Here is a 14217-nt window from a genome sequence, read left to right as displayed (position 1 = left end):
GAAGATCCTTTTGGCGAAGAATCTTCAATTCAACCACATCATTCCGTTCTCACCATTAATGTCGTGTACCGTGGGCAGTGATAAGCTGAACCGCTCTATCTCTTTGTTTTCTCGCAATTCCGGACGGGAAACCGCTACGCATTTTTCCTGGAATTGCTTTAGTTCGAGACCGGCTTTATCACATCCATGATCCGTTTCAGCAGGATTTGCGGCCGGTAGTCCGCCCAGGCTGGCGTCAATCCCATTCGCACGACAACCAGATTGGCGGAGGGAACAATGGCCACCGTCTGGCCGTCGTGACCGCTCATCCAGAACGTATCTGCAGGCAGGCCGAATTGCGCATTCGAGCCGCCGGGACCCGCAAGCCAGGCCTGAACCTGAGAATAGACTCCTTCCGACGCCTTCGTCGGCGTGCGCATGGCGCCGACGAAACCTTCCGGCAGCAACCGATGCCCATTCCACACACCATCCTGAAGCAGGAACTGGCCGAAACGCGCCCAGTCACGAGCATTGGCGTAAAGATAGGAACTGCCGACAAAGGTCCCGCGCTCATCGGCCTCCAAAACGGCGCTATACATGCCGAGCGGGCCGAAAAGCGCTTCGCGCGGATAGGCGATGGCTGCACTCAGATTGGGCAACCGATTCATCCAGAGGCGGGAAAGAAGGGTTGCCGTGCCGCTCGAATAGCTGAAACGCTCGCCGGGCGCTGCGACCTGACGCGCACCGGCCGCGATGCTGGTCGTATCCGGATCGAGATAGAGCATGCGGGTCACGTCGGACACGCTGCCATAGGACTCGTTGAAGACGAGACCGCTCTCCATGGCAAGGAGATCGCTGAGCTTGATGTTCTTACGCTCGTCCACGCTCCATTGCGGCAACAGATTTTGATCGTCGAAAGACATGCGTCCCGCCAGCATCAGGCGACCGATGATGGCAGCATTGACTGTTTTCGTCATGGACCAGCCGATGAGAGGTGTCGCCTTGTTGAAGCCGTCGCCATAACTCTCGGCGACGACATGCCCCTCTTTGACGACCACGATCGCCCGCACGGCCGGCCCGGCGAGATCCGGATTGGCGACGATATCGGCAAGCTTCGCGCCCTGCTCGCCTTGGCCGACGTTGACAGCATCTCCATCCGGCCACAACGCATCGCTCTTCGGTGCCTTGATCTTGTTCAGGAAGACGGCGCTGCGTGCCGCCTGCAAATCGCCATCGGGCACCGACGTGCAGCCGAGTGCGCCACGATAAAGCGCATAGTTCGGCGCGAACAAACCAAGGAAGCGGGCGGCCACCACGCCTTCGTCACGATCGACGGAAACCCGAATGAGCTTCAGCGCCGGATTGCCGGGGGCCTGCACATCTTCTTCCAGCACCTTGTCCGGATCGCGCTTTGCCACGAACGTATTCGAGCAAACGATCTTTGCGGCATAGCCATCACCAACCCTGAGCAATTCCGGCGGGTAAAGGGAAAGCCAGATGGCTCCGCCGGCGACAATGATCAGCAGCAAAACAATAAGAGCCCCGATCACTCTCGATATCAAACGCATGTCACATACCCTCCAAAAAGTACGCGGAGACAATCAGGAAACGCAGCAATATGAAAGGCCTATGATGGCTGCGGAACCTTAAATATCCGCAGGGGTGCTTTTCCGCCGGATCTGCCAACAGCCCGCGTCATCAGACTGTAGCATTGCCGGGTTACACGCCTTGAACTTCACAAATCGGTGACAAGACTCAGATGACGGAATTCGCCCCGGATGCCGGTCTCCAAAAGAACCGGAAACTCAAGGACGCTCTCCTCCAGCATAAGCCGCTATCCAAGGCCGGCCTCTCCGAGCGCCTCTTCGGAATGCTGTTTTCCGGCCTCGTCTATCCGCAAATATGGGAAGATCCGGATATCGACATGGAGGCGATGGAGCTTCAGCCGCATCACCGCATCGTGACCATCGGTTCCGGCGGCTGCAACATGCTCGCCTATCTCTCGCAAAACCCCGCCTCGATCGATGTCGTGGACCTGAACCGCCATCACATCGCACTCAACAAGCTGAAGCTCGCCGCCTTCCGCTTGCTGCCCGGTCATGCGGATCTGGTGCGTTTCTTCGGCATGCCTGATGTTGCCGCCAACAGCCAAGCCTACGACCAGTTCATCGCATCGCGCCTCGACACGGCAACCGCCGACTATTGGGACGGTCGCGATCTCTATGGCCGCCGCCGGATCACGGTCTTCAACCGCAATATCTACAAGACCGGTCTTCTCGGCCGCTTCATCGGCGCAGCCCATGTGCTGGCGCGCCTGAATGGCGTTCGTCTCGCCAAGATGACGCAAGCCCGCACCATGCGCGAACAGCGCCAGTTCTTCGAGGAAGAGATCGCTCCAATCTTCGACAAGCGAGCCGTTCGCTGGCTGCTCGGTCGCAAAAGCTCGCTCTTCGGTCTCGGCATTCCGCCGCAGCAATATGACGAACTCGCAAGCCTTGCGGGCGACGATTCCATTTCCGCCGTGCTGAAGCACCGTCTTGAAAAGCTCGCCTGCCATTTCCCGATGCGCGACAACTATTTTGCCTGGCAGGCGTTTGCGCGCCGCTACGCAGCCCAGCACCAGGGTCCCTTGCCCACCTATCTCAAGCCGGAACACTATGCCGCGATCCGCGCCAATGCCGACCGCGTTGATGTGCATCACGCCAATTTCATCGAGCTTCTGGCCTCCAAACCGGCCGCCTCGCGCGATCGCTACATCCTGCTTGATGCCCAGGACTGGATGACCGACGAACAGCTCAACAATCTCTGGGCCGAGATTACCCGCACCGCGCGCGAAGGCGCCCGCGTCATCTTCCGCACCGCCGCTGAAAAGAGCATCATCGAAGGTCGTCTTTCTCCGGCGATCCGCGACCAGTGGGTCTATTTCGAGGAGCGTTCGCAGGAGCTCAATACACGCGATCGCTCGGCAATCTACGGCGGCTTCCACATTTACGGGAAAAAAGCGTGAGCCAGGCGGATACGGGCATAGAAACCAGCGACAGCAACCATGCCAAGCTGATGGACGGCATGTACCGCTATCAGCGCCACATCTATGACCTGACCCGCAAATATTACCTGTTCGGCCGCGACCGCACGATCGAGCATCTGAATGTACCTGCCGGCGGTTCCTTCCTGGAGGTGGGCTGCGGCACCGGCCGCAACATGTTGCTGGCCTATCGCCGCTTCCCTTCCGCTCGCTTCTATGGCTTTGACATCTCCCAGGAGATGCTGATTTCGGCGCGAAATAATTTCCGCGGTCTGAAGCAGATGCCGGATTTTCGCGTTGCCGATGCCACGGCCTTTTCGCCCGCTGATTTCGGGGTCGGCGGGTTCGATCGTGTGATGATTTCCTATGCGCTGTCGATGATTCCTGACTGGAAAAGCGCAATCGATGCTTCGCTCGATGCCGTCGCTCCTGGCGGTGAGCTCCACATCGTCGATTTCGGCCAGCAGGAAGGACTGCCGGGCTGGTTCAGGGCGCTTCTGAAGGGTTGGTTGAAGAAGTTCCACGTCGATCCGCGCGCCGACCTCCTGACGGTGCTTGAAGACAAGGCTCGGGCGCGCGGCATGTCCGTGAAGACCGAAAGGATCGGCCGCGGTTATGCCTGGCGCGCTGTGGCAAGCAAGCCCGGCGCGTGAGTGGCGGCAGATTCCAGCGCAAAATCCGTCAAGGAATGCACCAAGCATAAGAATTTGCTTGAAGATAACGCATTTTTTACGTTGATATGGTGAATAAAGTGGCAGGACCAGCCGGCAACGGTATGGTCTGCCGCTCTTTCGGATTCTCGGGGACCATAGTACGGAAGCCAAGCCTTGGGGCAGCAAGATCACTCGCGCCATAACGGGTTACACATGCGCCGGCTTCTGGCATGTCTACTGCCGCTCGCCCTTTTCTTGAATGGCTGCACGACGGGCTATGACGCCCTCTCGACAGCCGCCCTTCCCAAGACCAGATTCAGCGATACGAAGCCGCAGGATTTCGGCCGCGACCATCCGCAGCGCCACCCCATCCATGGCATCGACGTTTCCAAATGGCAGGGCGATATCGATTGGAAAACCGTGAAGGGGTCGGGTGTTGCCTTCGTCTTCATCAAGGCGACGGAGGGCAAGGACAGGATCGATCCGCGCTTTACGGAATATTGGCAGGAAGCCAGTGCCGCTGGGCTTCTGCACGCGCCCTATCATTTCTTCTATTTCTGCTCCACCGCCGACGAACAGGCCGATTGGTTCATCCGCAATGTGCCGAAGGATACGATGGCGCTTCCGCCTGTAGTCGACGTCGAATGGAACCCCGGCTCCCCGACCTGCAAGACCAGACCGGCTCCTGAAACGGTGAGAACGGAAATCAAGCGTTTCATGGATCGCCTCGAAGCCTACTACGGCAAGCGCCCGATCATCTATACGTCAGTCGATTTCCATCGCGAAAATCTTGTCGGCTATTTCAAGGATTATCACTTCTGGGTCCGCTCGGTCGCCAAGCACCCGAAAGAGACCTATGCCGATCGCAGCTGGGCCTTCTGGCAGTATACGTCGACGGGCGTTATTCCCGGCATCAAAGGTCCGACCGATATCAATGTGTTCGGCGGCTCCACGCAGAACTGGCAAAACTGGGTGGCGGCAGTAGAGAAGCAAGGAAATTCTTAAGGCCGACTCCACTTCACTCTTGCTTATGTCACAATCTTCTGTGAAAGCGACCCTATTCTATCTCCTAGGAAGGATCGCTCATGGATCGTCACACCATTCGGCGCAGCGCTCTTGCGTTGCTCTTCGCTTCAGCCATGACTGGTACGGCAATGGCTCAGAGTGCGGCTCCCGCCGCAGCCCCGAGCGGGGATGGCGCCAACGCTCCGAAGGTCGCCTGCGGTGGCGATCTCACAAGCTTCTTGGCAGGTGTGAAAGCTGAGGCAATTGCTGATGGCGCGGATGCAACCGCAGCCGACAAAACGCTGGCCGGCGCGCAGATCGACCAGAAGGTTCTCGCCATGGACCGCAGCCAGGGTGTCTTCCGCCAGACCTTCCTCGAATTCTCGCAACGCACCGTCAGCCAGGGCCGTCTCGATATCGGTCGCCAGAAGATGAAGCAGTATGCCGACGTCTTCGCCAAGGCCGAAAAGGACTATGGCGTTCCTCCCGGCGTCATCACCGCCTTCTGGGCCATGGAAACGGATTTCGGCGCCGTTCAGGGCAATTTCAACACCCGCAACGCTCTGGTCACCCTCTCGCACGACTGCCGCAGGCCGGACTTCTTCCGTCCGCGCCTGATCGCGCTGATCGAGCTGGTGCAGCGTGGCGACGTCGACCCGGAAACGACCACGGGTGCATGGGCCGGCGAAATCGGCCAGACGCAGATGCTGCCCCCAGATATCATCGCCTACGGCACCGATGGTGACGGCGACGGCCATGTGAATTTGAAGACCAGCGCGCCCGACGTCATCCTGACCACGGCAAGATTCCTTCAGCACCTCGGCTTCCAGCGCGGCCAGCCCTGGCTGCAGGAAGTAACGGTGCCGGATAATCTCCCCTGGGAAAAATCCGGCATCGGCGGCACGCTGACCGCTGGCGACTGGTTCCAGCTCGGCGTCAAGCCCCGCGACGGCGATACAAGCTTCGGTTCGTTGCCGGCGGCCCTCATCCTGCCGCAGGGCCGCAAAGGCCCGGCCTTCCTGACTTATCCGAATTACAACACCTATCTCGGCTGGAACCAGTCCTTCATCTACACGACATCAGCCGCCTATTTCGCCACCCGGTTTGCCGGCGCTCAGCCCTATAACAAGGGCACACCCGAGGCGGGCCTGAACGATACCGATATGAAGGCGCTTCAAACCAAGCTCGTGGGACGCGGCTACGATGTCGGCAAGATCGACGGTATTCTCGGCTCCGGCACCCGCGTCGCCATCCAGAAGGAACAATTCCGCCTCGGCATACCGGCGGACGGCTGGGCAACCACGGCGCTGCTCAACGCACTCTGAGTTCTTTTTGCCTCCCTATCGGAAAGGCGGCCACAAGCCGCCTTTTTGTTGCGCGGAATTTCAGCGAACCGCTCACGAGCCAGCCACCGCACACTCCGACGGAAAACGGGTGGAACACCGGCCCTCTCCCAGGTTACATGAACCGAAACGGGGGAGATGGTGATGGGTAACGACAACCGGATGAGTGCCTTGACCTGGGGGCTGCTTCTATTGCTCGGGCTGATCTGGGGCGGGTCGTTCTTTTTTGCCCGTATTGCGGTCCATCACGTTCCGCCCTTTACGCTCGTTCTTCTACGCCTGTCATTGGCAGCGCTGGCACTGCATCTCTATCTTGCCGGCCGCTTTGGCATTTATCAGCTGTTGCGGACGCAATGGCGACAATTTCTCCTGCTGGGACTCATCAACAACGCCGTGCCGCATACCCTGATCTTCTTCGGTCAGACACAGATGGGCGCCGGTCTTGCCTCCATCCTCAACGCAACCACGCCGATCTGGACCGTCCTGATCGGCAACCAGCTGACCACCGACGAACGTCTTACTCCGGCCAAGCTCATCGGCTGTTTCACGGGGTTAATCGGGACCGCTGTGCTGCTCGGACCAAGCGTAACCACCGGCGGCTCGGTTCCCTTCTGGGCGTTATCGCTGCCAATCCTCGCCGCGATTTCCTATGGTTTTGCCGCGATCTACGCCAAACGCTTCAAGGGCATCGCCCCACCCGTCGTCGCGGCCGGTCAATTGACCGGCTCTTCGCTGATCATGTTGCCGGTCGCCGTGATCGTTGACCAGCCCTGGTCTCTCGCAGCACCGCCGGCAACGGTGATAGCCGCTATTCTGGGCTTGGCGCTGCTATCGACAGCTTTCGCCTACATTCTATACTTTCGCATCATGGCGCTTGCCGGCGCCACGAACGCCTCGCTTGTGACCCTGCTGGTGCCGCCAAGCGCCCTTCTGCTTGGCTTCCTGTTTCTGGACGAGCGGCTTGGCTTTACCGAGATCGCCGGCATGGTGCTGATCGGCGCGGGCCTGCTCGTCCTCGACGGCCGCTTTTATGCATGGATGAAACACGGCCTAAGAACGCGCGCAACATGATCGAATGCACCGTCGACCGGCCTGCGGTCACAGCATGTTAATACTTATTCACAACCCGTCACTCAGCAGACGACCGGAATTTTTATAGTAAAATCAAATCTCTGTCAGAGTTACCTGAATTAAAACGCCAATCTCATGCCGCGTCGCAGCATCGAATTCGCTTTCCAAACGACATATTTTCGACATAAAATTTAACGGCTGACTGAGGAGGAAGACATGGGATTGACGCGATCCATCAACGTCCTAGTGGTCGGTGCGGCCTTCGCTTTCGTCTTGACGATGCTTTTCATCTGATGGCTTTGGCGAAATTCGCAGACGATCAAACTCCGAAAAGCTAACAAAACCCCTGCTTCATTAGAAAAGCGCATGTCCGAGATGGACATGCGCTTTTTCATAGGCAAATGGCACGGAATGCTCAGGCAGCGGCACCGGCGCGCGCATCCACCTTGCGCTGAAGGCCCAGCCGTTCAAGGACGGCCGAGACGAGCGCGGAGCGATTCATCGTGTAAAGATGAAACTCGTGGATGCCGCGACCTATCAGATCCTGAATCTGCTCGGCCGCGACGTCTGCGGCGACCTTGGCGCGTTCCTCGACATTCTCGTCCAGACCGTCGAAACGCTCGTCCAGCCAGGATGGGATGCTGGCGCCGCACGCGCCAGCAAAGCGCTTGAGCTGGGTGAGGTTCTGGATCGGCATGATGCCGGGCACGATGGGGATCCGGATGCCCGCCGCGCGAACGCGATCATGATAGCGCTCGAACGCGTCGTTATCGAAGAAGAACTGGGTCAGCGCCCGGTCGGCGCCATTCTCGGCCTTGCGCTTCAGCATGTCGATATCGGCTGATGTATCGCGGCTTTCCGGGTGCTTTTCCGGATAGGCGGATACGGAAATATCGAAATCGCCGCGCTCGCGCAAGGCGCCCACCAATTCGGCGGCATTGGCATAACCGCCCGGATGCGGCTGATAGGCCGAGCCGACACCGCCGGGCGGATCGCCGCGCAGGGCGACGAAACGGCGAACGCCCGCGGCTAGGAACTCGTCGATCACACGATGCGTATCCTCGCGCGTCGCACCGACACAGGTGAGGTGCGATGCTGTCGTGAACGGCGTTTCATGGATCATCTTGCGCACGGCGGAAAGCGTCGGCGCCTTGGTCGAGCCGCCTGCCCCGTAAGTCACGGAAACGAACTCAGGCTCCCAATCGCTAAGGTCTGCAACGGTGGTCCACAATTGCTGCTCGGCTTCTTCCGACTTCGGCGGAAAGAATTCGAAGGAGACGCGGATACCGTCACTAACACTTTCGGATCTCGAAGACATGTCAAACTCTCCCGGCAAGAATGGGGGACGACTGGTGACCTTGATCGGCTGCCATCAGCAGCCGCGGATCGCGCGCCAGCCAGATGCTGACTGTCAGCGCCTGACCGCCTTCCCTCCCTGAATGGAGGTGCTGCACGCGCTCCACATCCAGCCCGGCCAGCTTCAGCCAATCCGACATAGCCTGATCCGAGAAGCCGAGACGCAGATGCGCATGCTCGTCGCGCAAATATTCAAGCCCGTGTGGCGCGAGATCGATGATGACGAGCCGGCCGCCCGGCCGCAGCATTCGCGCGGCCTCGGCAACGGCGATCTCCGGCTGATCGAGGAAATGCAGCACCTGGTGGATGGTGATGAGGTCGAAGTCCTGCTGCTCGAGCGGCAGGTTGAAAATGTCGCCATGACGTACCGACGCGGCGGTGATGTTGGCGCGATCGAGATTGGCGCGGGCGACCGCCAGCATGTCACGGCTGGCATCGATGCCGACGGCGCGACGATAGTGGCCTGCCAGGAGCTGAAGCATCCGGCCCGTACCCGTGCCGAGATCGAGAAAGGAATCGATCGGCTGCGGGCCGATCAGCTCGATCAGCGCCTTGTCGACATCCTCGTCCGCGACATGCAGGCGACGCAGTTCGTCCCACTCGGCGGCATTCCGGCTGAAATAAGCCTGCGCCCGTTCGGAGCGGATACGCTTCACCGAAGCAAGGCGTTCGCCGTCGCGCAGCAGGACGGTATCCTTCTCGGCGGTGTGACGCAGCAGTGCTCGCGCCAGCGTCACCGCCTTGCCTTCCTGCTTCAAACGAAAATACGCCCAGGCACCTTCCTGATAACGATCGATCAGGCCGGCTTCGCCAAGCAGCTTCAAATGCCGGGAAATACGCGGCTGCGACTGGCCCAGAATTTCGGTAAGATCGGTGACGGTCAAATCGCTTGCTGCGAGCAGAGCCATGAGACGCAGCCGCGTCGGTTCGCCGACCGCCTTCAGCACGTCAACAACTTCATCCAAGCCGAGCTTCACCAGATCCGTCATTCGACACCCAATCAAGATATAAAGATATCTTTATGTGATTTGAGTGGGCTCTGCAAGAGCCAATTGGCCATTAAGGCCGCCGGACGTCGGAAATCTGTTCATTTCTGCCGAGAATGGAATATTGAATGCCATCGCCGGACAAACAAAAACCCCGGTCAAGCCGGGGTTTTCGAAGAGCGAAAACAGGCACTTATCGCGTCAGTCGCTTGTAGGTGACACGGCTCGGGTTGATGCTGTCAACACCAAGACGGCGCATCTTGTCCTGCTCGTAATCCTCGAAGTTGCCTTCGAACCATTCGACATGGCTGTCGCCTTCGAAAGCGAGGATATGCGTGGCGAGGCGATCGAGGAACATGCGATCGTGGCTGATGATAACGGCGCAGCCCGCGAAGTTTTCCAGAGCGATCTCGAGGGCGCCGAGCGTTTCGGTATCGAGGTCGTTGGTCGGTTCGTCGAGGAGCAGCACGTTGCCGCCAGCCTTCAGCATCTTGGCGAGATGCACGCGGTTGCGCTGGCCGCCGGAGAGGTTGCCGACCTTCTGTTGCTGATCGCCGCCCTTGAAATTGAAGGTCGAGCAATAGGCTCTCGAATTCATTTCATACTTGCCGAGCTTGATGACTTCGGCACCGCCGGAGATTTCTTCCCATACGGTCTTGTTGCCATCGAGCGCATCGCGGCTCTGGTCGACATAACCGAGGTGAACCGTCTCACCGATACGGATGGAGCCGCTATCCGGCGTTTCCTGACCGGTGATCATGCGGAACAGCGTCGTCTTACCCGCGCCGTTCGGGCCGATGACGCCGACGATACCGCCCGGCGGCAGCTTCAGCGACAGGCCTTCGATCAGCATCCGGTCGCCATACCCTTTGTTGATGCCTTCCATTTCGATGACAACCTGACCGAGGCGCTCGCCGACCGGAATGATGATCTGCGCGTCGCCGGGACGCTGGTTTTCCGCCGCATCGACCAGCTCGTCATAGGCGCGGATACGGGCCTTGGACTTGGCTTGGCGTGCCTTCGGGCTGGAAGCAATCCACTCCTGCTCGCGCGCAAGCGCCTTCTGGCGGCTCGCTTCTTCGCGATTTTCCTGCTGCATGCGCTTTGCCTTGGCCTGCAGGTAAGCGGAATAGTTGCCTTCGTAGGGGATGCCGCGACCGCGATCGAGTTCGAGAATCCAACCCGTGACGTTGTCGAGGAAGTAGCGGTCGTGGGTAATCATCAGCACGGCGCCCGGATAGGCGCGCAGGTGCTTTTCAAGCCAGGCGATGGTTTCGGCGTCGAGATGGTTGGTCGGCTCGTCGAGCAGCAGCACGTCCGGCTGGGACAGCAGCAGCTTGCACAAGGCCAGACGGCGGCGTTCGCCGCCGGAAAGGTTGGTGACGTCGGCGTCACCGGGAGGGCAGCGCAGCGCGTCCATCGCCATTTCGACCTGGCTTTCCAGGTCCCAAAGGTTCTGGCTGTCGATGATGTCCTGGAGCTTGGCGCCCTCGTCCGCCGTCTCGTCGGAGTAATTCATCATCAATTCGTTGTAGCGATTGAGGATGTCCGTCTTGGCGGCAACGCCTTCCATGACGTTTTCAAGCGCCGTCTTTGCCGGATCGAGCTGCGGCTCCTGCGGCAGATAGCCGATGGTCGCGCCTTCGGCCAGCCATGCCTCGCCGGTATATTCCTTGTCGAGGCCGGCCATGATGCGCAGCACCGTCGACTTACCCGCACCGTTCGGGCCGAGAATACCGATCTTGGCGTCGGGGTAGAAGGAGAGATGAATGTTCTCGAGAATCTTCTTGGCGCCATAGGCCTTATTCAGACCCGACATATGATAAATGAACTGACGTGCCATAGCTTGGGTTACTCCACGGGCGGAAACAGTACGAATTGTGCCGCTATGTAGGCGAAACCCCGCCCTCGGGCAACGGCGAAACCTTGTCCGAGGGCATTATCCGCGTCAGAAAAGCCGTATTTCTTCAGAAACCGGCGGCATCCACCACGCCACGGTCGCAGCCGAAAGCGGTGCTGCCCGCGCTTTGGATCAGTTTGGCGAGCCGCGGCTCGTTACCCTGCTGGGGCTCGATCGCATCCTCCGAGAGGCCGATGGTCAACTCCGAAATCATTCTGACATCGCCGACGCGGCGGCAGCTCATCTTGATGCGTGCATTGGCGCCCTCGCCGAAGCTCTGGTCGAAGGCCGCCTTGATGCTTTCAGCATCCAGCTCCTTGCCGATATTCTCAGCAAAGAGATCGCGCACTGACGACGCATTGAGCTCGGCGACCAGGCCGGCGGCGATGGAAAAATACTCGTCGGCACTGAGCTTGGTACAGGTGCCGTGCTTGACCCATTCATGCCGATCGAGGCCCGATTGCGTGCCCGGCATTGCCTTGTCCAGCTTCGCCTTGACATCCTGCGACAGCTGCACCGCCGGCAGGTCCTTCCAATCACGGCCGCGATCCGCCTGCTTCAAATCCTCCGAAACATCGCAATATTCCTGCCGCATGGGCCAGAGGCCGTGCAGCGAGAAGTTCTTGGCATCGTAATCGTTCGACGACTGGTTCCGGCATTCGGCCTTCTTCTGGTTCGTCGCGCAAAATGCCGGCTCCCAGCTCGCCGCCAGGATAAAGCGCGTCCGCCCGCGGCTATGCTCCTGCGCCATAGCGCTCGCGGCCGTCCCAACCGAAAGAAATACAACTGCAAATACCCGAAGCAACTGCTTCATTCCTGCCTCCAATAAGAACATTATAAGAACAAATAAGCAGTTTGATCGAGCGGACGCAATCCTGAATCGTAACGCTCGGAAAGATTTATTTCTGTGAGCTCCGGCACCTATCCATTGCAATCCGGCGAATGATAACCTTTCGTCCGAATAGGGAGGATCGAATGCATGTTCGCGGATACTGAGCGCCTGAATAGCCCGACGGGCGCGAAGATTGCCTATCATTACGTGCCGGCAACGGGAGAAGCACGTGGCATCCTGCTGATATCACATGGCCTTGCCGAACATTCCCGCCGCTACGAAACCTTTGCGGATGCGATGGCCGCCCAGGGCTTCCACGTCTACGCACATGATCATCGCGGCCACGGCGAGACCGTTGCCCATGATGCGCCCATCGGCCGATTTGCTCGAAAAGATGGGGTGGCTCGCGTCATTGCCGATGTGCTCGCCATGCGCGAGCTTGCCGCAGGGGCTCATCCCGGCCTGCCCATCATCCTCTTCGGCCACTCCATGGGCGGATTGATCAGCCTCAACACGATCGTCACGCATCCGGACAAGTTCGATGCCGTCACCGTGTGGAATTCCAATTTCAATGCGGGCCTTGGGGGCCGCGCCGCCCAGCTCATCCTCAAGACAGAGCGCATGTTCAAGGGATCGGATGTTCCAAGCGGCCCCTTGCCGAAGCTGACCTTCGGCACCTGGGGCCGGTCGATCACCAATCGCCGTACCGACTTCGACTGGCTTTCGCGCATCCCCGAGCACGTGGACAAATATATCGCCGATCCGCTTTGCGGCTTCGATGCCTCCGTCTCGCTCTGGCTCGACATTTTCGAGCTTACTTTCCGGGCACCGCAAAAAGCCTATCTCGACCGGCTCCGGCGCGATATGCCCATCCATCTCGTCGGGGGGGCCAAGGATCCGGCAACGGACAATGCGAAAGCGATCTCCTGGCTGGCAAACCATTTGAAAAGTGCCGGTTTCTCTCATATCACAACCGAGATCTATCCCGACATGCGGCACGAGACGCTGAACGAAATCGGTGCCGATGAAGCCATTTCCCGCTTTGCCGACTGGTGCAAAGAGGTGACGGCAAACACCTGATTCTCATGGGAATTCTATAATGAACACCTCCAGCGGCTCCTCGATCCGATTGCCGCAATCGGAGCTGACCTTCGGCTTGTTGATGATGTTTCTCTCCGTCGTCCTTTCGCCGATCATCGATATCTTCTCCAAGCTCGCCGCAACCACGATCCCGCCGGCCGAAGTCACCGCGGCCCGCTTCATCCTTCAATCGCTGTTTGCGCTGCCGATGATGGCGATGCGCGGGCAATGGGGCGTATGGACATGGCGGCGCAGCGGCGTGCATGCCATTCGTGCCGCGGTGCTGACGTTGTCCATGGTGTCGTTCGTGACCACGCTGCAGGTGATGGAAGTGGCTGATGCCATCGCCATCTTCTTCGTCGAGCCGATGATGTTGACCATCTTGAGCAGCATCTTCCTCAAGGAAACCATCGGCTGGCGGCGCTACACCGCCTGCGCCGTCGGCTTTTTCGGCGCGATGCTGATCATCCAGCCGAGCTTTCAGGAAGTCGGCTTCGTCGCCCTGCTGCCCGTCGTCACCGCGCTTTGCATCGCCATCTACGTGATGATTACGCGCGTCGTCTCCCATAGCGAGGATGCCTGGTCGATGCAGTTCCAGACCGGCCTATGGGGCTCCGCCTTCAGCCTGATCCTGCTTGCCATAGGCCGGGCGACGGGGTCTGCGATCCTCGATCCGGTCATGCCTGATCTGACGGCCATGCTCTACCTGCTCGGCGTCGGGGCTACCGCGGCGGTTTCCGGCATCTTCACGGTGCACGCCTATCGCGCCGTGCCAGCCTCGACGCTCGCGCCGCTGCAATATTTCGAGATCGTTTCCGCCACGGTCTTCGGCTGGCTCGTCTTCGGCAATTTCCCGGATGCGATCAAATGGCTCGGTATCCTCATCATCATCGGCTCCGGCCTGTACATTCTCTGGCGCGAGCGGCGCTTTGCTTCCAAGCCCGTATCCGATACATCTGAAACGGCATTCACGCCCTAAGCGGGAGA

The 14217-nt window shown here is 59.4% G+C and carries 12 protein-coding genes; 7 read left to right on the top strand and 5 right to left on the bottom strand.

Annotation, left to right across the window (positions count from 1 at the left end; all coding sequences use genetic code 11):
• Positions 1–158: 158 nt before the first annotated feature.
• On the bottom strand, positions 159–1547 hold the full coding sequence (locus tag HGP12_RS25575) for a serine hydrolase (protein WP_168842367.1): 1389 nt from the start codon (positions 1545–1547) through the stop codon (positions 159–161).
• A 191-nt stretch (positions 1548–1738) separates the two neighbouring features.
• On the opposite strand from HGP12_RS25575, the gene HGP12_RS25570 reads away from it, so the two are divergent.
• From HGP12_RS25570 to HGP12_RS25550, 5 genes are all read left to right on the top strand, one after another.
• The gene (locus HGP12_RS25570; RefSeq protein WP_168842368.1) at positions 1739–2986 is read left to right on the top strand and encodes a DUF3419 family protein; all 1248 of its coding nucleotides are present in this window, start codon (positions 1739–1741) and stop codon (positions 2984–2986) included.
• Positions 2983–3657: a class I SAM-dependent methyltransferase gene (locus HGP12_RS25565; protein WP_409526858.1), complete on the top strand. Its 675-nt coding sequence runs from the start codon at positions 2983–2985 to the stop codon at positions 3655–3657. The genes HGP12_RS25570 and HGP12_RS25565 overlap by 4 nt, the downstream gene beginning before the upstream one ends.
• Positions 3658–3870: 213 nt before the next feature.
• Positions 3871–4662 (top strand): GH25 family lysozyme, encoded by a 792-nt coding sequence (locus tag HGP12_RS25560; RefSeq protein WP_168842369.1) that lies wholly within the window; start codon positions 3871–3873, stop codon positions 4660–4662.
• A gap of 80 nt (positions 4663–4742) precedes the next feature.
• The gene (locus HGP12_RS25555) at positions 4743–5987 is read left to right on the top strand and encodes a lytic murein transglycosylase (RefSeq protein WP_168842370.1); all 1245 of its coding nucleotides are present in this window, start codon (positions 4743–4745) and stop codon (positions 5985–5987) included.
• Positions 5988–6149: 162 nt separating this feature from the next.
• On the top strand, positions 6150–7076 hold the full coding sequence (locus HGP12_RS25550) for a DMT family transporter (RefSeq protein WP_168842371.1): 927 nt from the start codon (positions 6150–6152) through the stop codon (positions 7074–7076).
• 415 nt (positions 7077–7491) lie between these two features.
• On the opposite strand, the gene metF is transcribed toward HGP12_RS25550, so the two are convergent.
• The 4 genes from metF to HGP12_RS25530 form a co-directional block, all read right to left on the bottom strand.
• A complete protein-coding gene (metF, locus tag HGP12_RS25545) occupies positions 7492–8394 on the bottom strand; it encodes a methylenetetrahydrofolate reductase [NAD(P)H] (protein ID WP_168842372.1) in 903 nt (300 codons plus the stop codon).
• Between the two features lies 1 nt (position 8395).
• Positions 8396–9421: a metalloregulator ArsR/SmtB family transcription factor gene (locus HGP12_RS25540; protein WP_168842373.1), complete on the bottom strand. Its 1026-nt coding sequence runs from the start codon at positions 9419–9421 to the stop codon at positions 8396–8398.
• Between the two features lie 190 nt (positions 9422–9611).
• Positions 9612–11261, bottom strand: coding sequence for an energy-dependent translational throttle protein EttA (gene ettA, locus HGP12_RS25535; RefSeq protein ID WP_168842374.1), 1650 nt, complete (start codon positions 11259–11261; stop codon positions 9612–9614).
• Positions 11262–11385: 124 nt separating this feature from the next.
• Complete coding sequence (locus tag HGP12_RS25530) at positions 11386–12132, bottom strand: ribonuclease T2 family protein (RefSeq protein ID WP_168842375.1); 747 nt, start codon at positions 12130–12132, stop codon at positions 11386–11388.
• Between the two features lie 165 nt (positions 12133–12297).
• Here HGP12_RS25530 and HGP12_RS25525 point away from each other — a divergent pair, with 165 nt between their 5' ends.
• Together HGP12_RS25525 and HGP12_RS25520 are read left to right on the top strand one after the other, a co-directional pair.
• Positions 12298–13230 carry an alpha/beta hydrolase gene (locus HGP12_RS25525; protein ID WP_168842376.1) on the top strand — a complete coding sequence of 311 codons (933 nt, stop codon included), beginning with the start codon at positions 12298–12300 and terminating at the stop codon, positions 13228–13230.
• A 19-nt stretch (positions 13231–13249) separates the two neighbouring features.
• Positions 13250–14209 carry a DMT family transporter gene (locus tag HGP12_RS25520; protein WP_168842377.1) on the top strand — a complete coding sequence of 320 codons (960 nt, stop codon included), beginning with the start codon at positions 13250–13252 and terminating at the stop codon, positions 14207–14209.
• Positions 14210–14217: the final 8 nt, after the last annotated feature.

The organism is Rhizobium sp. P28RR-XV (assembly GCF_012641385.1).
Taxonomy (GTDB): domain Bacteria; phylum Pseudomonadota; class Alphaproteobacteria; order Rhizobiales; family Rhizobiaceae; genus Rhizobium.
The sequence above is the reverse complement of the archived record's forward strand: the minus strand, read 5'-3'. Positions and strand labels throughout refer to the sequence as shown.

Bases quoted from the DNA above. Each gene is read 5' to 3' on its own strand.
- HGP12_RS25575 (WP_168842367.1), bottom strand. From the start codon at position 1,547: ATGCGTTTGATATCGAGAGTGATCGGGGCTCTTATTGTTTTGCTGCTG.
- HGP12_RS25570 (WP_168842368.1), top strand. From the start codon at position 1,739: ATGACGGAATTCGCCCCGGATGCCGGTCTCCAAAAGAACCGGAAACTC.
- HGP12_RS25560 (WP_168842369.1), top strand. From the start codon at position 3,871: ATGCGCCGGCTTCTGGCATGTCTACTGCCGCTCGCCCTTTTCTTGAAT.
- HGP12_RS25555 (WP_168842370.1), top strand. From the start codon at position 4,743: ATGGATCGTCACACCATTCGGCGCAGCGCTCTTGCGTTGCTCTTCGCT.
- HGP12_RS25550 (WP_168842371.1), top strand. From the start codon at position 6,150: ATGGGTAACGACAACCGGATGAGTGCCTTGACCTGGGGGCTGCTTCTA.
- metF (WP_168842372.1), bottom strand. From the start codon at position 8,394: ATGTCTTCGAGATCCGAAAGTGTTAGTGACGGTATCCGCGTCTCCTTC.
- HGP12_RS25540 (WP_168842373.1), bottom strand. From the start codon at position 9,421: ATGACGGATCTGGTGAAGCTCGGCTTGGATGAAGTTGTTGACGTGCTG.
- ettA (WP_168842374.1), bottom strand. From the start codon at position 11,261: ATGGCACGTCAGTTCATTTATCATATGTCGGGTCTGAATAAGGCCTAT.
- HGP12_RS25530 (WP_168842375.1), bottom strand. From the start codon at position 12,132: ATGAAGCAGTTGCTTCGGGTATTTGCAGTTGTATTTCTTTCGGTTGGG.
- HGP12_RS25525 (WP_168842376.1), top strand. From the start codon at position 12,298: ATGTTCGCGGATACTGAGCGCCTGAATAGCCCGACGGGCGCGAAGATT.
- HGP12_RS25520 (WP_168842377.1), top strand. From the start codon at position 13,250: ATGAACACCTCCAGCGGCTCCTCGATCCGATTGCCGCAATCGGAGCTG.